Consider the following 21,479-nt stretch of genomic DNA (forward strand, 5'->3'; position numbering starts at 1 on the left):
TCCTCAACCAAAATGTTGTTAGCGATGAAGTTAACATTCGTGCTAATTATGGCGGCCATGCTAAATGCCAGCGCCTCCGTGTACTCTCAGACAGTGAACTTTAGCGGCAGGAACGTCAAGTTGAAATCTGTTTTTACTGCCATCAGGAAACAAACCGGGTACGTGGTGTTTTATGATAACCAGCTGATAAAGGCGGCCCGGCCGGTAACGGTGTCTATGCAGCACGCGTCTGTAGATGCGCTGCTTTCCGCTGCGCTGGAAGGCCAGGGGCTTACCTATTCCATTACGGACAAGACCATTTCCATCCGCAAACAAACGATTAATGCCCGGAAAATACCTGACCTGGTGTTTTTCCCGCCGCCACCGGTGGTGATCTCCGGTAAAGTGACCGATGATGCGGGAGAGCCGCTGCCTGGTGTTACCATCATGGTACAGGGCACCACCAAAGGTACCACCACGGATGACAAGGGTGAGTTCAGGCTCAGCAATGTAGATGATAACGCCACGCTGGTATTCACTTATATCGGTTTCGAAAAATACAGTGTCACCCTCAGCGGGCAGAAAAACCTGCAGGTGAAACTGACCAAAGCGCTGGATACCGCGCTGGAGGGCGTAGTGGTAGTAGGATACGGCTCCATGAAAAAAGCAGACCTGACCGGTGCGGTATCTGCCGTGCAGGGTGAGGCCATTACCGAACGTAAAACGGCACAGATCTCCACCGCCCTGCAGGGTACCATGCCGGGCGTGATGGTAACCCGCAGCAGCAGTGCGCCGGGCGCCACGGCCAATATCCGCATCAGGGGTATTACCACCATCGGCGGCGAAGGCATAAATCCGCTCATTATCCTGGATGGAGTGCCCATAGATGACATCAATACCATCAACCCGAATGATGTGGAAAGCATCTCCGTATTGAAAGATGCAGCGTCCGCTTCCATCTATGGCTCCAGGGCTGCGGCCGGAGTTATAGTAGTGACCTCCAAACGTGCCAAGGGCAACCAGTTGAGCATGGACTATGCGTACGAGTACGGGATAGAAAAGGCCACCAAGCTGCCTGATTACGTGGATGTAGTGCGCTACATGCAGCTCACCAACGAACTGCGCTGGAACGATAACGGCAACAACGCCAATGAATACCCCACTTACCCGAAAGCCACGGTAGATAATTATCTTCAGCTCCACGCCGAAAATCCTGATGAATACCCGAATACAGACTGGCGTGGGTTGATGCTGAATAGTTACGCGCCGCGGCAAAGCCATATACTGGGCATCAACGCGGCAGGCAAGAACGTTCGCTCCAAGGTATCCCTGGGTTATGACGACCTGGGGGCGCTCTACGATGGCCGCACTTACAAGCGCCTCACTGCCCGCTTGAATAACGATATTGTTATCAATAAATACCTTACCGCTACGGCAGACATCAACTTCAGGCGAACTAACATTGACCAGCCGGTAGTGGTGCCGTTTTACAAAATGAGCATTATGCCGGCGCTGTATGCGGCAGAATGGTCAGACGGGCGCATCGGCGCTGGCAAGGATGGCGCCAATATCTACGCCCAGATGAAACATGGTGGTTTCAGCAAAGAATGGTACAACCAGTTAGGCGGCAAGCTGGGCGTTGATTTTACGCCCATTGATGGGCTGAAGCTGTCCGGCGTGGTGTCTCCCTTCCTGAATTTCGATAAAACAAAAAACTTCAGGCGCAAGATAGAATACACCAGCTGGAGCAATCCCAATTCTCCCGCCGGCTATATCCAGGATGCGCCGGAAACCAGGCTGAATGAGGAGCGGAACGACAGTTACCGCTATACCGTCCAGTTCCTGGCTAACTACGCCAAACAGCTGGGCGGCCACAATATCAACCTGCTGGGTGGTTACGAATATTTCAAGGCGTTCAACGAAAATCTGGGTGCTTCCCGCGGGCAGTATGTGCTCACCTCTTACCCTTACCTCAACCTGGGCCCGCTGGAGTTCAGGGACAATAGTGGTTCAGCATGGGAAAATGCTTACCGCTCCTGGTTTGGCCGGGTAATGTACAACTACAGGGATAAATACCTGCTGCAGGCCAACATCCGGTACGATGCCTCTTCCCGCTTTGCGCCGGGCTACCGTTGGGGTGCTTTCCCCTCTGTATCCGCGGGCTGGGTGGTATCTCAGGAATCATTTATGAAAAGGGCGGCACCCTGGCTTTCTTTCTTCAAGGTGCGCGCCTCCTGGGGCACGCTGGGCAACGAGCGCATCGGCAACTACCCTTACCAGTCCATTCTTTCTTTTGAGAACAATTCGCTGTTTTACCAGGGTAATACAGTGGTGTCTGCCCAGTCTGCCGCACAATGGCAATATGTTATCCGTGACATCTCCTGGGAAACAACGGCCTCCACAGACATCGGTATAGACGTGAACGTGCTGGATAACCGCCTGCGTTTTACCGGTGACTATTTCAAAAAGACCACCAGTGATATGCTGCTGGAGCTGGAAATACCGGATTTCATCGGCTTTGACAACCCGGACCAGAACACCGGTAAAATGTATACCACCGGCTGGGAGATGATGGTCAGCTGGAATGATAAGGTAGGCGACTTCAACTATAGCGTGTCTGCCAACCTCTCCGACTTCCGCTCCCGCATGGGAGACCTGGGCGGCACAGAGTTCCTGGGTGACCAGATCAAAAAGCAGGGCAGTGAATTCAATGAATGGTACGGCTACATTTCAGACGGGCTTTTCCAAACGCAGGAAGACGTTGACAAATTCCCCAAAACCAATGCAAACGTAAGGCCGGGTGATGTACGTTACCGCGACATCAGTGGCCCCAACGGCGTGCCTGACGGTAAAATTTCCCCGGAATATGACCGTGTACTGCTGGGTGGCTCACTACCCCGTTACATGTATGGCGCCACTTTGCAGGCCGGTTACAAAAACTGGAACCTGGGCGTGGTGCTGCAAGGGGTAGGTAAACAGAATGCCCGCCTGTCTGCAGACATTGTGCGGCCGCTGATGGAAAATTATGGTGGCTTCCCCGTGATCATAGACGGCAACAGCTGGAGCAAATACAACACGCCTGAGCAGAACCTTCGGGCAAAATACCCCCGGTACAGCAATACATCTGTCGGCAACAACTACGTATTGTCTGACTACTGGCTGATCAACGGCGGCTATTTCCGCCTCAAGAACATCAACCTGGCCTACAACCTGCCCAAAAACCTGGTACAGAAAGCCAGGGTACAGGGTATACGTTTATACGCTACCGTTACAGACCTGCTCTCTGTTCATAACTTCCCGAAAGGCTGGGACCCTGAGCAGAACTCACTGGGTTATCCCATTACGGTCACTTACCTGGTGGGCGCATCTGTTAAATTCTAAAACCGCAACATCATGAAACAAAGAATATCCATCGCTTTTATCAGCTTTCTGTTTTTTATGTCGTCATGCGGTAGCCTTGACCTGAACCCGCTTTCAGACGGCTCCGGTGAAACCTGGAACTCTACGCCGGAAGAAATTGTGATGTCGCTGAACGGCCTGTACAAAGATGCGTTCTGGATGGTAGACAGTGACGAGTGGACGGATGATTTCCTGTACCGGGACGCTACCACGCCTGTTACCGGCGCCACCATTAACGGCGAAACGGATTTTGTCAGGACCTGGTGGGTCAACACCTACAAGGCCATTGCCCGTGCAAACGCCATTGTGCTGAGTGTAGACAGGGCATCCGATGTACTGTCTCAGGCGCAGATCAGCCGCTATTCAGCAGAGGCCCGCTTTGTACGCGCCTGCCAGTATTCCCGCCTGTTGTCTCACTACGGCAATATCATTTATACGGAAGAGGAGCTGGATATTGAGCAGGCCCTGCAGCTCAGGCAGGTAGACAAGGCGGAGGTGCTGAAGAAAATATACACTGATTTTGATTCCGCTATCGCCAACCTGCCCAAAACCTATGCAGGCACAGAACTGAAGCGCGCATCCGCCGGTGCGGCCATGGCCATGAAAGCACGCATTGCTCTGCAAATGGGAGACTACGCTACGGCCAGGGATGCCGCGAAAGCTTGCATAGATCTCAAGCAGTACAAGCTGCATACAGACTTCGGCAATCTTTTCCTCTCCAAAACCAAGAACTCCGTTGAAACCATTTTCGGCCTGCCCCGTTCTATAGCCCTGAAAGTAACGCTGGGAGACTGCCAGAACTACGTGAGCAGGAACGCGGGCGGATGGGGCGCCAAAAACCCGTCGTGGGACCTGTTCTGCGCTTTTCTTTGCACCGATGGGCTGCCTATAGATGAATCGCCCAGGTTCAATCCCCGTCAGCCCTTCCTTAACCGCGATCCCCGTTGCGCCGCTACCATCACGGAGTTCCAGACCACTCACCTTGGCTATACATACCAGCCGCACCCTGATTCCCTGAAGGTGTTCAAGGTGGCAGACGGCAAGTATGTGGAAAATAAAGACACCCGCTCGGTAGCCATCTTTGCATCGTACAACGGCCTGGTACGCAAAAAGGGCGTTGACGCAGACTGGACGCAAAATTCCTGGTCAGTAGAGCCAGACAAGATCATTGTACGGTATGCAGACGTGCTGCTGATGTACGCCGAAGCAAAAATTGAGCTGAATGAAATAGACCAGTCCGTGCTGGACGCTATCAACATGGTGCGTGCCCGCGCATACGGCGTAAGCCACACCGCCACCGGTTCTTACCCGGCCGTAACTGTTACAGGGCAAGCCGCGCTTCGCAAAATACTGCGCGTGGAAAGAAGGATGGAATTTGCCCTGGAAGGTATCCGGTATATGGACATCATCCGCTGGAAGCTGGCCGGCAAGGTATTGAACAAACAGAATTTCGGTTTGCTGGACCCTGAAGACCTGCGCAACAAGGTAACCAAACCGGGCCTCTGGTTCTTCCCTGAAACACCGGAGATAGATGAAGACGGCATTGCTGATTTTTCAAACATGTACAACGCAGGGTTGATCAAGCAGATTGCGCTGCGTAAATTTGATGAAACACGCCAGTACCTCTGGCCCATCCCTTCAACAGAAGTATTGATCAGCAACCTGACCCAAAACCCGAACTACTAGGTATGACTTTCAAGAAAAACGTTAGCATTCACTCTTTATTATTGATGATGTTGCCGCTGCTGGGTAAAGCCCAGCAGCCTTCTTACAGCGGAGTATACCCGCACCTGGCCATGTATAACAACGAAGGGGAATGCGGTACCGGCGCGGTGGTGCCCTGGGCAGGCAAACTTTGGGTGATCACCTACGGGCCGCATTTGCCTTTGGGCTCTTCAGACAAGCTGTATGAAATATCGCCTTCCCTGCAGCAAACCGTGCGCAGCGAAAGCATTGGCGGCACGCCGGCCAACCGCATGATACACCGGGAAAGCAACCAGCTGTTTATTGGCCCTTACGCCATAGACGGCAGCGGCAAAGTACGCGCCATTCCCTACAGCGCCATGCCCGGCCGCCACACCGGCAATGCGCGCCATCTCTCAGACCCTGCTGGAAAGATCTATTACGGCACCATGGAAGAAGGTTTTTATGAAGTAGACGTAAAAACGCTGCAACCGGTGATGCTGTATGAAGACGGCAACATGAAAAAGAAAAAGGGAGACGATGCCACGGCCAACCAGGCTACAGACCTGTTGCCCGGCGCCCATGGCAAAGGCCTTTACTCCGGCCAGGGCGTAATGGTATATTCCAATAACGGTGAGCCGGGCCCGCAGGCGCTTAAACAGTTTGATATAGAGGCCGGTTCTCTCAGCGAATGGGACGGTAAAAAGTGGACGGTGGTACGCCGCAACCAGTTTGTGGAAATCACCGGTCCGGGCGGTATCTATGGCAACGCGAGCCCCGCAAATGATCCCATCTGGGCTACCGGCTGGGATCACAAATCCGTACTGCTGGGCGTGCGTGACGGCGGCCGCTGGCACTTTTACCGTCTGCCCAAAGCCAGCCACAGTTACGACGGGGCGCATGGCTGGAACACGGAGTGGCCGCGCATCAGGGACGTAGGCACACCTGGAAAGCCTGATTACCTGATGACGATGCACGGCCTGTTCTGGCGCTTCCCCGGCAGTTTCTCCGCCTCGCAAACGGCAGGCATCCGGCCGCGCACCGCCTACCTGAAAGTAATAGGAGACTATACCCGCTGGAATGACCAGCTGGTGTTTGGCTGTGATGATTCCGCGCAGCGGGAATTCCTGAACAAACGCAAGGCAAAAGGCGGCATTGAAGGGCCGGGGCAATCCAATTCCAACCTCTGGTTCACCTCTTTCCAGCTGCCTGACCAGCTGGGGCCCAACACCGCGGAAGGCGCCGTATGGCTGAATGAGAACGTAGAGGCCGGTGAAACGTCAGAGCCTTTCCTTTTTGCAGGTTGGCCTCACCGCACCGCCTGGGTGCAAAACAACGGCGCTGCCCCGGCCACTTTCACTTTTGAAACAGATAAGACCGGCAATGGCAGCTGGGCTGTGCTTGAAACATTGTCTCTCGCCGCCGGTGAAGCAAAGCCGCTGGTGTTTGCATCAGGTGCACCGGGAGAGTGGGTGAGGGTGAAAACGAACGCCGCCGGCAATGCCACAGTATATTTCTCCTACACGGGTAAAGAGGTGCGCAGCAACCAGCCAGCCGCTGTTTTTACAGGCCTTGCGAAGGTGGGAACGGTTGCAAATACCAGTGGTGGATTAATCTACGGCCTTGGCAATAATAGACGTACTTTAGGTATCAACGCCATGCAGTTCAAAGGAACTGCAGCAACGGAGCTGGGGTATTATGAGCTGAACGAAAGAATGCAGCTGGTGAAAAAGGATGATACCGGCACGGCCCGCTTCATCCGTGAAAAATTTGCCATTCCGGAAAAGGTGGTGACCATAGATGATGCTTCCGTTCTGGTAGTGGATGATAAAGGCCGCCGCTGGCGCCTGCCCCTGGGAGCGGATGCATTTACCGGCCTTACAGACAAAGCGGCGCTGCGTATTTGCAGGGAAGTGGCCACGGAGAGAGACCTGTTCAACTGCCACGGCACCTTCTACGAGCTGCCCGCAGAGAACGCAGACGGCTACGCCAAAATACGGCCGGTAGCCTCGCATCCCTACCGCATACACGATTATGCTTCTTATCGTGGTTTGCTGGTGATGACGGGCATTGAGCCCGGCGCCGCCAACAAGGCGCACATCATCCGCTCCGCAGACGGCAAGGCGGCTGTTTGGGCCGGGGTAATAGACGATCTCTGGAAGCTGGGCAAGCCCACCGGCCGCGGTGGCCCCTGGAAAAACAGTGCGGTAAAAGCCGGTGAGCCTTCAGACCCCTACCTGATAGGTTTCTATGACAAGCGCAGCCTGCAGCTGCGGCATTCCGCCCAAACGCCGGTCACCTTCACCATAGAAGCAGACCCCGCCGGCAACGGCGTGTGGATGAAATACAGGGAGGTAACCGTTGCGCCCGGCCAGGTATTTACGTATACCTTCCCTGCTGCCATACAGGCGCGCTGGGTAAGGTTTACCGCCAACAAAGATTGTAAAGCCACAGCGTGGCTGGAATATAAATAAAGGAAACCCATGCGGTTGATATGGCTGATGATATGGATGCTGCCTGTCATGGCGGCGGCTGCGGTACCGGGGGAGCAAATTCGCACGTTTGAAATAAAAGACAGCAGCGGCTCCACCTACACCCTGAAACTGGCGCTGGACAACAGCGGGCGGCCGCAGTACTTTTTCAGGAACATTTTCACCCCCGTTTGTAATACCGGGGAGTGCAAGCCCGTGTACATCAACTTCTACTGGGACCTGCTGGGCAACTACACCCGCTTTGACATGCCGGCCGGTGAAGTGCTCACCAAAACAGACCACCGGGAGTTCAAGGAAGAAGAATACCGCAAGCTGCAGGAAATCATCTCCCGTGAAACCTCCATCTTTTCCGAACTGAAAATGGAAGACCTGGTAGTGAAAGGCACGGAAAAGATATCAGACTCTGCAGACGTAAAAACCGGCGCCACGCTGAAAACCATCAAGAACGAAGTGATAGAAGGCGCCGTGTACACCTGCTACACACTCTGGCACCTGGCCCACGGCAGCGTGGTGGAAGAAATGCGGAAGATCACGGAAACCTACACCAGTACGGCATTGCTCCACCAGTTCCTGCAAAGCAACAACCACCATTACCAGTACTGGGCCATGGAAAAAGTGATGAACGCGGAAGGGCGGGTGCAGAAGGGGTTTGAGAACGATATTGCCGGCATCATCAGCGGCAGCAACATATTTACCGCGCGTTTCGCCTTGCAGAAGGCGGCGCCGGAGTATTTCACGCCGGCACGGCAGAGCTGGTTGTGGGAGGTATATACCAATGCTGCTTACCCGCTGCAGATGGCTATTCTTAAAAAGATGGCGGGGCTGCGGCTGGGGGAAGCGGTAATGCTGAAAATAGCAGCTGTGGTAACGGAAGGCAACCGGCAGCAGTTCAATGCAAAAATGGCCCTGCTCGCTGACGCGGGCCCCAAAGTGCAGCAACGGCTGGCCGCGCAGCTGGTGGAGGCAGAGCCTTCCCTGGCAGCGGACATGTATACCGCCCTGCAAAAAATGAACAGTACAGACAAAACCGTACGGCAAAAAATGATGCAGTACGAACAAAAAACTAAACAAACCGACAACTGATATGAAAGCAAGATGGAACCGCCTGGTAACGGGCCTGCTTTTGATGATTTTTTCCACGGCCCCGGCATATGCGCAACGGCATGTGTATGTAGAAGCGGAATCTTTTGAGAACAAGGGCGGCTGGGTAACAGACCAGCAGTCTTTTGTAGTAATAGGCTCTTCTTACCTGATGGCCCATGGCATGGGCCGCCCCGTGAAAGATGCTTCCACCACGGTGCAATTTCCCGGCACGGGCAAATACCGTGTATGGGTGCGTACCAAAGACTGGGCGCCTTTTCCCAAGGGCCCGGGCAAATTCACCCTGCACCTGGGCGGGCAGCAGCTGGGCAACGTGTTTGGAGAAAGCGGCTCTGACGAATGGAAATGGTACGATGCCGGTGTGATAGACGTGAAGGAAACTTCCGCCAAACTGGTCATGAAAGACCTCACAGGTTTCAACGGCCGTTGTGATGCTATTCTTTTTACGGATGCGCTCAAATTCACACCGCCCAACACGCTGGCCACCCTGAACGCTTTCCGTAACAAGGTATTGCATACGTCTTCCACACCGGCAGACGGTGGCCACTTTGACCTGGTGGTGGTAGGAGGCGGTATTGCCGGCACCTGCGCGGCCATCAACGCCTCCCGCCTGGGCCTGAAAACCGCCCTCATACAAGACCGGCCTGTGCTGGGAGGTAACAATAGCTCTGAAGTAAGGGTACACCTGAGGGGAGACATTGACAAAAACCATTATCCCAAATTGGGCCGCATTGTGCGCGAAATGGACAACGGAGACCCCGGCAACGGCCATCCTGATGCCAGCGAGTACGGAGATGCGCGTAAGATAGCTATCGTAAAGGCTGAAAAGAACCTCACGGTTTTCCTCAATACCCATGTGCACAAAGTGGAAAAGGAAAAAGACCGCATCACGGCTGTAATTGGCCGCAACATCAATACAAACCAGGAAACGCGTTTCACCGGCACCTATTTTTCAGATTGTACGGGAGATGGCACGGTAGGTTACCTGGCTGGCGCAGACTTCCGCATGGGCCGTGAAAGCAAGGCGGAAACAGGAGAATCCCTGGCCGCTGAGAAGGCAGACAGTTTTACGCTGGGCACCTCCAACCTCTGGGCCTCCCTTGAAAAAGACACCGTGTCTTCTTTCCCGGAAACGCCTTGGGCGCTGCAGTTTTCAGACGAGTATCATATTGACCAGGACAGGTCAGACTGGGAGTGGGAAACAGGTTTCGGTAACTTCAACACCATTACAGACGCGGAAAAGATCCGCGACCATAACCTGCGCGCCATTTACGGCAACTGGTCTTACCTGAAAAAGGGCAAACCGGAAAAATACGCTAAACGGGAACTGGCATGGGTAGCGTATATAGGTGGCAAGCGCGAATCACGCCGCATTATGGGAGACCATGTGCTCACACAAATGGACATCCAGGAAGGCAAGCGCTATCCGGACGGGGCGGTAACCGCCACCTGGACCATTGACCTGCACTTCCCCAACGAAAAGAACAGCAAATATTTTGAAGGGCAGGAGTTCTTTGCCAGCACCAAACACATCAGGGTGGCGCCTTACACCATTCCCTACCGCTGCCTGTACTCCCGTAACATTTCCAACCTGTTCATGGCGGGCCGTAACATTAGCACCACGCACGTGGCCTTTGGCAGCACGCGGGTAATGCGTACCTGCGGCATGATGGGAGAGGTGGTAGGTTACGCCGCTTACCTGGGCAAAAAATACAAAACAACGCCCCGCGGCGTATACCAGCAACACCTGGATGAGCTGATGGGCATTCTGAATGACGATGTGCCGCAGCAGCAGGGGGTAGATAACAAAGCGGGCCGCCAGTAAAATGATCACCGCGCTGGCCATATGGTGCATGTCTCTTGTGTACGCGGGGCCTGATGCTCCGCCCGAGATCAGCATGGAAGGAACAGCGCAGGGCACCACCTGGCATATTATATATACAGACGCGGCCGGAAGGCATTTTAAAAAGCAGGTAGACTCCATGCTGCTTGCCATTGATCTGTGTTTGTCAACCTACCGGACTGATTCCGAAGTCTCCGCCTTTAACCAGTTTGACGACTTCCGGTATCAGTCCGGGCATTTTTACCCCGTACTGCAACGCTCTCTTGAAATATACCGCGCCACCAACGGCGCGTTCGACCCTACCGTGATGCCCATCACCGAGGCTTACCGCAAGGGCAAAAGCACCGGCCGGCCATGGCTGCAGCAGGTAGATTCATTGCTGCAATACGTAGGTTTCCAGTACATCGTTTTTGACCGGGAAACGGTGCATAAAACAAAAGAGCACGTGCGGCTTGACTTTGACGCCATTGCCCAGGGCTACACGGTAGATGTGATAGCCGGCTGGCTGGAAACACAGGGCATTACAAATTACATGGTAGAGGTAGGCGGAGAACTGCGCTGCAAGGGCCTCCGGCAAGGCGCCCAACCCTGGACGGTAGGCATTGAAAACCCGTTGAATCCCGCAGAAGAGCTGCTGCGCCTCAACATAGGCAACCGCGCCATTGCCACGGCCGGCAATTACCGCAACTTCTACGTCCGCAACGGGCAAACCTACCGCCACATCATTCACCCCAAAACAGGTCTTGCCAAACAAGACCCGCTTCTGAGCGCCACCGTGGTAGCGGCAGACGCTATCACCGCAGATGGCTTTGACACCGCGCTGCTGGCCATGGGCCTCGAAGAAAGCAAACAGCTGCTGCAGCGGGAAAAAGACCTTGACGCCTGCCTCATCTATCAGCGGCCGGACGGCAGCGTGGCCGTATTCCTCACAGAACGCCTGAAAGGCATGCAGGTGTTTGGTGTAATGGGTAAAAGGGAATAAATTGCCGGTATAATGTTCATGATATGCATGCAGATTACGAATCCCTCCAACTCGTCAACAACACCGCAAAGCACCGTTTTGAACTGGCCATAGGGGGCTATACCGCTTTCATCCTTTACCGGCACGTACAGGGTAAAACCACGCTCATACATACCGAAGTGCCGCCAGAGCTGGAAGGCAAAGGCGCAGGCAACGCCATCGTGGAAAAAACATTGCAGTATATTGAAGCGCAGGGAGACAAGCTGGTGCCGCTGTGCCCGTTTGTAAGGGCCTTCATCAAACGGCACCCTGAATGGAAACGGATTGTCAGCGAAGACGTGAACATCTAAATCGGACCGTATGAAATACAAGCTGGAAAAACCCGTACACGGTACCATCGGTACGGAAAAATACAAGATTACTATTGAATGGCGCAACGGCGTTTTTATTGCAGACGAGCCGGTAACCACAGGTGGTAAAGACCTGGGGCCGGACCCGTACACGCAGCTGATGTCTTCCCTGGCCTCCTGCACCCTGGCCACCCTGCGGATGTACATAGACCGCAAGGGCTGGGACATTCCGCAGATTGCCGTCAACGTGAACTTTTACCAGGAAAAGGAGAACGATAAAACCGTTACCATCGTAGACCGCGATATCTCCTTCATCAGCCATGTGGAGGAAGAAAAACGGGCCCGCCTGCTGGAAATAGCCAAAGCCTGCCCCATATCCCGCATACTGGAAGGAGAGCTGAAGCTGCGTACCTTTTTGCTGCGGGATGAAGACGTGGAGAAAAAAATGCATTACACTAACGGAGAGGTCACCGTGGTCTGGAAACCGGAGTTCTGCAAGCACGCCGCCCGTTGTGTGGGCCAGCTGCCCGAAGTGTTCAACGTCAACGCCAAACCCTGGATCAATATGCAGGGCGCTACTTCCGAGCGTATTGTGGAGCAGGTGAAAAGATGCCCCTCCGGCGCGCTGTCCTATTTTTATAACGAAGACAAAGAGAAGAAAGAACCCCGCGGTATTACCGGCGGCTGATAAAACGCCCCAAAAGTCAGCCAGGTTGTCAAAAAGGCTCCCCGACCCAGGGAGCCGTATTATCGAATTGTTAACCAGTGAGGGGTTTGCTCCCGGCAAACGAATATTATAAAAAGCACGGTTTTATTCCTTAAATTACTATTCATAATCGTTATGAAGTTCGCGATCCCCCTTATCGCTTTCAGCGTATTATCGGTTTTTTGTTGCATTGGCTGCAAAAAAGACAAGGACACCAAAAAAGCAGGGTCCGGTAAATATGAAATGGTAGCCGGAAGCTGGAGCCAGAAAGACCTGGTGCTGGCCGTGCCGGTGAAGCTGGGCGGGCAAAACATCCCCGCGGGCACCAGCATCATCACCCTGGCGCCTATGCTGGGGCCCGCAGGGCAATATTTTACCTGTACCAAAAACAACGTGTATAATTTCAACAAAGACAGTACCATGCAGGTGGAAGGATGTACAGACCTGATTCTGCCTGTTACCGGAAAAGAAGGTACCTGGCGGCTGGATATCTACGATGCGGTGCTGCTGCTGAAATCCAAAGCCGGAGAGGCAGACCCCCACTGGATCAATGAGGTGACGAACAATACCATGAAGATCTCTGTAACCGCCGCTATTCCCAATGTTGCCTCCGTGCCACTGACGCTGATACTCGAGAAAAAATAACCTGCGGCACTTTTATGATGATGGTCTATGCAATGCAATGTACAGGATATTAAAAATGGAAATGTAGCTGCCTTCAAGATGGTATATCACCAGTACCATAACAAGCTCTATTTCTATATACTCAAGCATACCCAGTCAGTGTACCTGGCGGAAGAAGCTGTGCAGCTCACCTTCATCAGGCTGTGGGAGAAGAAAGAAACCCTTTCTTTCGATTATGAGCTGTCTTTCCAGGTGTTCCGCATTGCCAAAAGCATTATGATAGACCTGCTGCGCAAACAAAGCGTGCAGCACCGCCATATGGGCCAGTTCACGGAAGAAGCTACCGTGCTGCATATGGAGTTCGATTTTTCCAAGAAAGAAGAGCTGCAGCGCGTGTACCATTGCATTGAGCAGCTTTCTCCCGTACGCCGCCATGTATTTAAAATGAGCCGCTTCGAAGGGCTCTCCCATAAAAAGATTGCGGAACAATTGTCCATTTCGCCCAGAACGGTAGAGAACCATATTCTACGTGCCGTGCACCAGCTGAGGAAAGCATTGCTGATGCTGAGTTGTGTTGTGGCAGTGAGGGATTTGCTGTTCTAAAACGAATATCTAGTATGCATGTTTCAGAAGAGATCATCAACAGGTTCCTGAGCGGCTACGCCAGTGAAGCAGAGAAAGCGGCCGTTCGTGCATACTTCCTGGCGCACCCGCAGGAGCTGGAGAAGTATCTTACGGAAGAGAGCTGGAGCGCTTTTCAGGCAACGGAACGCCTGGCTGCGGCAGATTCGGAAAAGATGTTGCAGGCCATCGGAGACCTGACGTATCGCCGCCGTAGAGGCGGGGCCGTACTTTTTTTTCGTGTGGCGGCGGCGGTGGTGATATTGCTGGCAGCGGGCGCCGGCATCTTCTGGCTCAACCGTCAACCCGCTCAAGATGTGGCCATGGCCGCTGAAATTCCCGCCTCTGAAGAGGAGCGGGTGAACAATACGCCCAACGTGATGCAGGCCATTTTACCGGATGGTTCTCTGGCTGACATATATCCCGGCAGCAGCATCCGCTACCGGCAGCCTTTCGGTGAGCAGGACAGGGAAGTACACCTGCAGGGCCAGGCACGCTTCTCCGTAAAAAGCAATGCCGGCAAACCGTTTACCGTGTTTGCAGGCAACCTGGGTACCACCGCATTGGGCACTGTTTTCCGTATTGATGCGCGCCATGGCAAAGTGCTGGTGCAGCTGGAAAGCGGCAAGGTGATGGTAAGCCCGTCCTCACAAAACGCCGGCCAAACAATGGCGCCGGTGTACCTGAAGCCCGGCGAAAAGTTGTATTATGATGAAGAGCATCATACCGTGTCTGTTGAGCCTGTGCCTGCAAAGCCGGTGAAACCTGCACCCGTAGCCGCCACACCGGCAGAGAAGGAAATACCGGCCGTGGTGATGCTGCAGTTTGAGAACGAGCCGCTCAGCGCTCTTTTTAATACCATTGAAACAGAATATGGCATGCAGGTGAAGTATAAGCCTGGCACGCTGGACAATATGTATTTCACCGGCGTGTTTAACAGTGAGAAGGAGTCCCTGCCGGATTTTTTAAACACCATTGCATTACTGAACAACGTCACCATCCGTATCAGCAAGAATATTATTTACATAACACCATAACAAGCCGGTACCTGATTCTATACCTGTACCCTGAAAAGGGCGCCGGGATTGGTATGCCCAAAAAAAAGTAAAAATGCACTCAGTATTTCGAGAATCCAACAACCGGCACGCGCCCTGGGCCGTATGGCTGCTGCTGTTGCTGCCGTTTATGCCGGGCCGGGCCCATGCCCAGGCCATTGCGCCTTCTGCTGCGGGCATTGTAAGGAACGAAGCCATGGAGGCGCTGGAAGGCGTGGCCGTTGAGCTGTTCAATGAATCCGGGAAGCTGATGGCCAGCGCCATTACCAATAACAAAGGGGTGTTCACACTGTCAAGGATACCCTCCGGCGGCCCTTACTTTTTTGTGTTCTCCCATGTGGGTTATACGAAAGACACGCTCAGCAATTACATGGTGAATGAAACCACGCGCCTTTCCTTGTCTGTAGTGCTGAAAGACAAAACGCGGGAACTGGGCCCCGTTACCATCACGGCGCTGGGCATCAGGCGCGCCACCAAATCCCTGGGGTATTCTGTAGAAGAGCTGGGGGCGAAGGAATTTAACCGGGTGCCGCAGGAAAACTTCCTGAACGCCATGTCCGGCAAGCTGGCCGGCGTTACCATCAACTCTACCGGCGCGCCCGGCTCTTCGGTGAGCATGATCATACGCGGGGCCACATCGCTGAGCAGCGATAACCAGCCCCTGTTTGTGATAGACGGTGTGCCGCTGGCCAATACGCTCAACAATATCAGCGAAATAGGCAGCAACAACAAGGTAGACTACGGCAATGCCATTTCCGATATCAATATGGATAACATAGAGAGCGTAACCGTGCTGAAAGGCCCGAGCGCCGCCGCGCTTTACGGCTCCCGCGCGGGCAACGGGGTAGTGCTCATCACCACCAAAACCGGCAAGAAGGTAGACCGCCTCACGGTCAACGCATCGCAGAACGTGGTGTTCGACATTCCGTACAAATTCCTGCAATGGCAAACCAAATTCGGGCCGGGACAGTTCTCCGCCATCCCGGTGTCAAGAAGCGGCAACCTGCTCACCAATCCCTTCGGCTCCATCATACAGGAAAATATTGATGCCACCTACGGCGCCGAGCTGGACATGGGTTATGAGGAAGTACAGTGGAACAGCCCGCTGGACGCTAACGGCAAGCCCATCCCCATGCCGCTGGTATCTCACAAAAACAACGCAAAAAACTTCGTCAATACTGGCATTACTTCTACTACAGCTGTTTCACTGGCCAATAATAACAACCTGCTGGCCTACAGGATGTCTTACGCCAACATGACACACAAGGGCATATTGCCCAATACAGACCTCTACCGGAATGCGCTCAACCTTAACTCTACGCTGAAGGTCACCTCCCGCATCAGCCTCAGCGCCAACGTAGATTTCAGCCGCAGCAATTCCAACAACCGCGCTGCGGGAGACAGGGGCACCAACCCCCTGCAATGGGTGTACAGCGTTTCTCCGCATATTGACATCCGTGATCTCCGCAATTACTGGATGCCGGGGCAGGAGGGGCTGCAGCAGCGCACGCAGTACAACGGCGTGTTCAATAACCCCTATTTCCTGGCTAATGAAGTGAACAACGGTTTTGTGAGAGACCGTGTTTTCGGCAACATCCGCGCAGACTGGAACATTACGTCCAAGCTGAACCTGATGGTGCGTTATGCCATTGATAATTACAAGGAAGACAGGGAAACCAAAATTGCCAACAGCTATCTCGATTCGCGGAACGGCGCCTATGGTATCATCAATATCAGCAACTTTGAGCGCAACACGGATGCGCTGCTGACGTATAAAGACCGGCTAGGGGATTTCGATTTCTCCCTCTCCGCCGGCGGCAACCTGCGTTACCAGACGGGCAAGAACGTGACCAATGCCAGCAAACCCGGTACGGGCCTGGTGGTACCGGGCGTGTACACCTTGCAGAACATTCTGCCTGAAAACCTCAACTTCAACAGCAACAGCTTCAAAAAAGGCGTGCACAGCGTGTACGGCATGATCAACCTGGGCTATAAAAGCATGGTGTTCCTGGATGTAACGGGCCGTACAGACTGGTCCAGCACGCTGCCCAACGCAGACCCCTATTTCTATCCTTCTGCCTCACTGAGCCTGCTGGTGAATGAAATAGCCGGTGTTACGAACAGGAATATCAACATGATCAAACTGCGTGGCGGCGTGGCTAAAGTAGGTAACGATGCCAATCCTTATCAGCTGGCCGCTGTACTGGGTAACGCCGGCGCCTGGGGCGGCATTCCGCGTCTGTCTACCTCCGGTACCCTGCTCAATCCCTTCCTGAAGCCGGAAACCGCTACCTCTTACGAAGGCGGCATAGACGTTACCCTGTTTAATGACAGGCTGCGTTTCAGCGGCACCTATTACGTAGTGGAAAACGAGAACCAGATCTTCAACACCAAAATACCGCCCTCTTCCGGCTACTCTTCCAAGAACATCAACGCCGGGCTGCTGCGGAGCAGGGGCATAGAGCTTACGCTGGGCGGCACGCCGGTACAAACCCCTAACTGGCGCTGGGAAGTGAATGCCAACCTCACGCGCAACCGCACTAAAATTGTCAGCCTCACTAATGATATGCCGTACTACACCCTCTGGGAAGAAGCCCGCGGCGGGGCATGGACGTACGTGGGAGAAGATATCGGGGATATTTACGATGCGGAGCTGGTAACCGTTAAAGACGAAAAATCCAAATACTACGGTTACCCCCTGCTGGACGCTACCGGCAAATGGCAGGCCATAGACGCGCAGAACACCCGCAACAAAATAGGCAACTTCAATCCTGACTTTATCCTGGGCGCGCAAACCTCGCTCAGCTACAAAAGTTTCACCCTGAGCATGACGTTTGACTGGCGCAATGGCGGTGACTTTGTTTCGCAGACCTACCGCTACGGAGAAGAGCATGGCAACTCGCAGCGTTTCCTGGACAAGCTGATCAACCCCGGCAACCTGCGCGGGCAGGAGCTGGCAGACTACCTGCAGCAGCATGCCAATACCATGATCCATGTCAACGGTAATTCTTTCCCACTGGTAGGCGGGCCCACTCCTGAATACAATGGTTATCCCTTTACTTATGGCCCCTACACACTGCCTTACGGCGGCGTGTTCATTCCCGGCGTGCGGGCCACAGGCTACGATGCGCAGGGCAACCCCACAGGATACATTGAGAACCTGGGCGGCCCCGGTACGCTCACGCTGCCCTATGCCGGCAGCACCGCCTGGTCTTTTACACGCGCTTTCCTCTTTCCTGCCTCTTACCTGAAACTGCGGGAAGTATCGCTGGCGTATGAGCTGCCCGGCAACATTGCCCGGTTGGTGCATGCGCGCAACGCCAGCTTCTCGGTATACAGCCGCAACATTATACTGTGGACGGCGGCCAAAATAGGCATAGACCCTGAAAACGCCTACCAGCCTGCCGCCGCGGTGCAAGGCTCCGGCATACAGTTCAAACAGGGCATAGAAAGATACAATGTAACGCCATGGAGCATACCCCTCGGCATGAAATTGAACCTGACCTTTTAAATGAAGGAATGATGCAACGCAAAACTACATATCAATACACCGTGCTGGCCTGTTTTCTGGCGGCAGCGGTCTTTGCGATATCTTGTAAAAAACACCTGGTATCGCTCAACGAAAATCCCAACGGGGCCAATCCTTCCACCACCAACCCTTCCTTTGTATTGTCTACCGTGCTCACTGAAACCGGCCGCGCTTATGTAGACCTGGGTTTTAATGACATTGCGGGCGTAATGCAGCATACACAGAAAGATGGCTGGGTGGGCACGCACAACGAGTACGACTGGGGCGGCTCCAACAGCTGGTCTGGCTACTACGACATTTTGCGCAACAACCAGCTGGTATATGAAAAGGCGGTGGAGTCAGGCTTAGAGCTGCACCAGGGCGTATCATTGGTGATGAAAAGCATGCTCTTCGGCCTCATCACAGACCTTTGGGGAGATGCGCCCTACACGCATGCCCTGAAAGGGGACAAGGAGGGCGATGACAATGCCCGCCCGCCGCTTGACCCGCAGGAAACCATTTACATGGGCATCCTGGCAGACCTTGAAAAGGCCAACGACCTGCTGTCCAAACCGAAGAACCAATATACCGGTCCCATAGATGCCGTAGATGTATATTACCAGGGCGAGCCGTCCAAATGGCGGAAAATGGCCAATTCCCTGGCCCTGCGCTACTACATGCGCCTGGCGGAAAAGCTGCCGGCTGTGGCAAAGGCGGGCATAGAAAAAATTGCAGCCAGTCCTGATAAATACCCCATCATCACCAGCGCCTCGGAAGATGCCGCCATGCCTTTTGTGGGCACCAGTGACGCAGATTCATGGCCCACCAACAGCACGTACGACAGAGATAACGGCAGCCGCTACCGCCGCATCAAAATGTGCAATACGCTCGTCAAATCCCTGCAGGCGCTGAATGACCCGCGGCTGGGCGTGTGGGCCAGGAAGGTGGAATGTTTCCTGCTGGTAGACCCTTCCAAACCCACCGGCACCGGTACCATCTACAAGGCCGTAGATACCATCGTGGCCGGAGAGCCGCGGAAGGTGCGGTATATTTCCCCGGACGTGCTGGCCGCAAAAGGTTTAACTTTGGCAGACATCAACCAGGACGTGAATTATGTAGGCATTCCTCCCGCGCTGGTAGGCCCTGCTGTATACAACCTGAGCAACGATGCGGCGCAGGCTTCTACCAACACGCATGTATCCTGGCTCAGCGGCATATACGCGGAGCCGAAGGGGCCCTTGCTGAAAGCGCGCCTTATTTCCGCCGCCGAGGTACATTTTATACTGGCGGAAGCGGCAGGCGTGAAAGGATGGGCCGCCGGCAATGCGGAAGCGCACTACAAAGCAGGCATACAGGCCAGCTTTACCGCGTGGGGCGTTGCAGACAAATACAACGCTTATGTGAACAGCCCCGCAGTAGCTTTCAAGAATACGCAGCAGCAGATCATTGAGCAGAAGTGGATCGCGGCCTGGAGCGCTGCAACAGAGGCCTGGTTCGACTATAAAAGAACAGGTTTCCCGGTGCTGACGGCGGGCCCCAATGCCAAAGCCCCTGCCGTGCCTGTAAGGTTCTATTACATGCTGGATGAGCGGAACCTGAACAAAGCGAATATAGACGCAGCGGCAGCAAAGCTGGAAACCACCGGGTTCTCCTCCTTTGGCGCCAACGGCCCGCAAAACAGTCCCTGGTCAAAACCATGGGTGCTGCAGGGCACCGGTAAACCCTGGTAAATTTGAATTGTACATCATAATAGCTTAGCAATGAGAAAACCATTTGTAAAAAAGAGCGTACTGTTTCTTGTTCCCGTTTTTTTTGTGCTGCAGGCACTTGCCCAGCAGCCCGTTACACCCGCCAATGCCCTGCAAAGCTACCTGCATAATGGCGATAAAACGTTCAGCTGGGTAGTGAAAGACTCCTTTGCCGTAAACAATGTAAAGGCCTACAGCCTGCTGCTCACCTCGCAGCAATGGCGGGAGCATACCTGGAAGCACCAGCTCACCGTTTTTATTCCCGCTGACATTCAGCACGATGGCGCTTTGCTGTTCATCACCGGCGGCGCGCTGAAAGACGGGGAGCCCAAGTGGAACGGGGAAAAAGACAAACTGTTCCAGGGTGTGGGGAAAATAGCGGGAGACCGGAAGGCCGTTACCGCCGTGCTGCGCCAAACCCCCAACCAGCCGTTATATGATAACCTGACGGAAGATGCGCTCATTTCTTTCACCCTGCATAATTTCAAGAAGGACAATGACTACACCTGGCCGCTGCTGTTCCCCATGGTGAAAAGCGCCGTGCGCGCCATGGATGCCGTGCAGGCGTTCACCGCGTCAAAAGCCACCCCGCCTGTGAACAAATTCGTAGTGGCCGGCGCTTCCAAACGCGGCTGGACTACCTGGCTCACCGGCGCTAATGACAACCGCGTGGCAGGCATTGCGCCCATGGTGATAGATATCCTCAACATGCCCGTGAGCCTCGATTACCAGATACAAACCTGGAAAGAGTACAGCATCCAGATAGAAGACTACGTAAAGCTGGGCATTCCGCAGGCCGCCCATACGCCCAGCGGGGAGGCCATCAATACCATGGTAGACCCTTATTCTTACCGGAAGAGCCTCACCATGCCCAAGATGCTGTTTATGGGCACCAATGATGAGTATTGGGTGGTAGACAATGTGAAGAATTACATCAATGACATCCCTGGTAAATATCTCCTGAACTATGTGCCCAATGAAGGCCACAGCATGGGAGACGGCCAGCAGGTGTTCAACGGCCTCAGTTCCTTCTTCGGGATGACCATCAACGGCGGCAACTACCCGCAGTGCAGCTATACCACCAAAACCGGTAAAAAAGGCGTGAACGTTACGGCCAGGGCGTCTGCAGACCGCCTGCAGGATGTGATCGTATGGACGGCCACTTCTTCAGACCTGGATTTCCGGAATGACAAATGGTCTTCCAAAAGCCTGGGCATTGCGCAAAAGTCAAAGGTGAAAGTAACGCAGCCTTTCCCCGCCAGCGGGTACGGCGCTTTTTATGTAGACTTCAAATACCGGGATGAGAACGGGGGCAGCTACACGGTGAGCACCCGCGTATTTCTGACAGATACTAAAAAGGTTTTGTAAAAACGGACAGTGGCCGGCTTTAGAAACCGGCCACTGCTTTT

At 54.0% G+C, this 21,479-nt stretch carries 14 protein-coding genes; all 14 read left to right on the plus strand.

Annotated elements, in window-relative coordinates; all coding sequences use genetic code 11:
• The first annotated feature begins 24 nt into the window (after positions 1-24).
• Positions 25-3,360 (plus strand): TonB-dependent receptor, encoded by a 3,336-nt coding sequence (locus ABDW36_RS11565; protein ID WP_343702057.1) that lies wholly within the window; start codon positions 25-27, stop codon positions 3,358-3,360.
• 12 nt (positions 3,361-3,372) lie between these two features.
• Positions 3,373-5,064, plus strand: a complete 1,692-nt coding sequence (locus tag ABDW36_RS11570; protein ID WP_343702058.1) for a RagB/SusD family nutrient uptake outer membrane protein — start codon at positions 3,373-3,375, stop codon at positions 5,062-5,064.
• 2 nt (positions 5,065-5,066) lie between these two features.
• Positions 5,067-7,535 carry a hypothetical protein gene (locus ABDW36_RS11575; RefSeq protein ID WP_343702059.1) on the plus strand — a complete coding sequence of 823 codons (2,469 nt, stop codon included), beginning with the start codon at positions 5,067-5,069 and terminating at the stop codon, positions 7,533-7,535.
• A 9-nt stretch (positions 7,536-7,544) separates the two neighbouring features.
• The gene (locus tag ABDW36_RS11580) at positions 7,545-8,636 is read left to right on the plus strand and encodes a hypothetical protein (protein ID WP_343702060.1); all 1,092 of its coding nucleotides are present in this window, start codon (positions 7,545-7,547) and stop codon (positions 8,634-8,636) included.
• Position 8,637: 1 nt separating this feature from the next.
• Positions 8,638-10,479, plus strand: a complete 1,842-nt coding sequence (locus tag ABDW36_RS11585; protein ID WP_343702061.1) for an FAD-dependent oxidoreductase — start codon at positions 8,638-8,640, stop codon at positions 10,477-10,479.
• Position 10,480: 1 nt separating this feature from the next.
• Entirely contained in the window at positions 10,481-11,479 is a 999-nt protein-coding gene (locus ABDW36_RS11590; protein WP_343702062.1) for an FAD:protein FMN transferase, read from the plus strand.
• A gap of 23 nt (positions 11,480-11,502) precedes the next feature.
• Positions 11,503-11,808 (plus strand): GNAT family N-acetyltransferase, encoded by a 306-nt coding sequence (locus ABDW36_RS11595; protein WP_343702063.1) that lies wholly within the window; start codon positions 11,503-11,505, stop codon positions 11,806-11,808.
• A gap of 10 nt (positions 11,809-11,818) precedes the next feature.
• Positions 11,819-12,496, plus strand: coding sequence for a (4Fe-4S)-binding protein (locus tag ABDW36_RS11600; protein ID WP_343702064.1), 678 nt, complete (start codon positions 11,819-11,821; stop codon positions 12,494-12,496).
• A 153-nt stretch (positions 12,497-12,649) separates the two neighbouring features.
• Positions 12,650-13,159, plus strand: coding sequence for a hypothetical protein (locus ABDW36_RS11605; protein ID WP_343702065.1), 510 nt, complete (start codon positions 12,650-12,652; stop codon positions 13,157-13,159).
• Positions 13,160-13,186: 27 nt separating this feature from the next.
• Positions 13,187-13,741 (plus strand): sigma-70 family RNA polymerase sigma factor, encoded by a 555-nt coding sequence (locus ABDW36_RS11610; protein WP_343702066.1) that lies wholly within the window; start codon positions 13,187-13,189, stop codon positions 13,739-13,741.
• A 14-nt stretch (positions 13,742-13,755) separates the two neighbouring features.
• Positions 13,756-14,796 (plus strand): FecR domain-containing protein, encoded by a 1,041-nt coding sequence (locus ABDW36_RS11615; protein WP_343702067.1) that lies wholly within the window; start codon positions 13,756-13,758, stop codon positions 14,794-14,796.
• 73 nt (positions 14,797-14,869) lie between these two features.
• Positions 14,870-18,325 (plus strand): SusC/RagA family TonB-linked outer membrane protein, encoded by a 3,456-nt coding sequence (locus ABDW36_RS11620; RefSeq protein ID WP_343702068.1) that lies wholly within the window; start codon positions 14,870-14,872, stop codon positions 18,323-18,325.
• An 8-nt stretch (positions 18,326-18,333) separates the two neighbouring features.
• On the plus strand, positions 18,334-20,052 hold the full coding sequence (locus ABDW36_RS11625) for a SusD/RagB family nutrient-binding outer membrane lipoprotein (RefSeq protein WP_343702069.1): 1,719 nt from the start codon (positions 18,334-18,336) through the stop codon (positions 20,050-20,052).
• Between the two features lie 30 nt (positions 20,053-20,082).
• Complete coding sequence (locus ABDW36_RS11630) at positions 20,083-21,438, plus strand: PhoPQ-activated protein PqaA family protein (protein ID WP_343702070.1); 1,356 nt, start codon at positions 20,083-20,085, stop codon at positions 21,436-21,438.
• Positions 21,439-21,479 lie beyond the last annotated feature (41 nt).

It is taken from the genome of Chitinophaga sp. (assembly GCF_039596455.1).
Classification (GTDB): domain Bacteria; phylum Bacteroidota; class Bacteroidia; order Chitinophagales; family Chitinophagaceae; genus Chitinophaga.

What these genes read in the sequence shown, in the direction of transcription:
- ABDW36_RS11565 (WP_343702057.1), top strand. Translation starts at nt 25, where the DNA reads ATGAAGTTAACATTCGTGCTAATTATGGCGGCCATGCTAAATGCCAGC.
- ABDW36_RS11570 (WP_343702058.1), top strand. Translation starts at nt 3,373, where the DNA reads ATGAAACAAAGAATATCCATCGCTTTTATCAGCTTTCTGTTTTTTATG.
- ABDW36_RS11575 (WP_343702059.1), top strand. Translation starts at nt 5,067, where the DNA reads ATGACTTTCAAGAAAAACGTTAGCATTCACTCTTTATTATTGATGATG.
- ABDW36_RS11580 (WP_343702060.1), top strand. Translation starts at nt 7,545, where the DNA reads ATGCGGTTGATATGGCTGATGATATGGATGCTGCCTGTCATGGCGGCG.
- ABDW36_RS11585 (WP_343702061.1), top strand. Translation starts at nt 8,638, where the DNA reads ATGAAAGCAAGATGGAACCGCCTGGTAACGGGCCTGCTTTTGATGATT.
- ABDW36_RS11590 (WP_343702062.1), top strand. Translation starts at nt 10,481, where the DNA reads ATGATCACCGCGCTGGCCATATGGTGCATGTCTCTTGTGTACGCGGGG.
- ABDW36_RS11595 (WP_343702063.1), top strand. Translation starts at nt 11,503, where the DNA reads ATGCATGCAGATTACGAATCCCTCCAACTCGTCAACAACACCGCAAAG.
- ABDW36_RS11600 (WP_343702064.1), top strand. Translation starts at nt 11,819, where the DNA reads ATGAAATACAAGCTGGAAAAACCCGTACACGGTACCATCGGTACGGAA.
- ABDW36_RS11605 (WP_343702065.1), top strand. Translation starts at nt 12,650, where the DNA reads ATGAAGTTCGCGATCCCCCTTATCGCTTTCAGCGTATTATCGGTTTTT.
- ABDW36_RS11610 (WP_343702066.1), top strand. Translation starts at nt 13,187, where the DNA reads ATGCAATGCAATGTACAGGATATTAAAAATGGAAATGTAGCTGCCTTC.
- ABDW36_RS11615 (WP_343702067.1), top strand. Translation starts at nt 13,756, where the DNA reads ATGCATGTTTCAGAAGAGATCATCAACAGGTTCCTGAGCGGCTACGCC.
- ABDW36_RS11620 (WP_343702068.1), top strand. Translation starts at nt 14,870, where the DNA reads ATGCACTCAGTATTTCGAGAATCCAACAACCGGCACGCGCCCTGGGCC.
- ABDW36_RS11625 (WP_343702069.1), top strand. Translation starts at nt 18,334, where the DNA reads ATGATGCAACGCAAAACTACATATCAATACACCGTGCTGGCCTGTTTT.
- ABDW36_RS11630 (WP_343702070.1), top strand. Translation starts at nt 20,083, where the DNA reads ATGAGAAAACCATTTGTAAAAAAGAGCGTACTGTTTCTTGTTCCCGTT.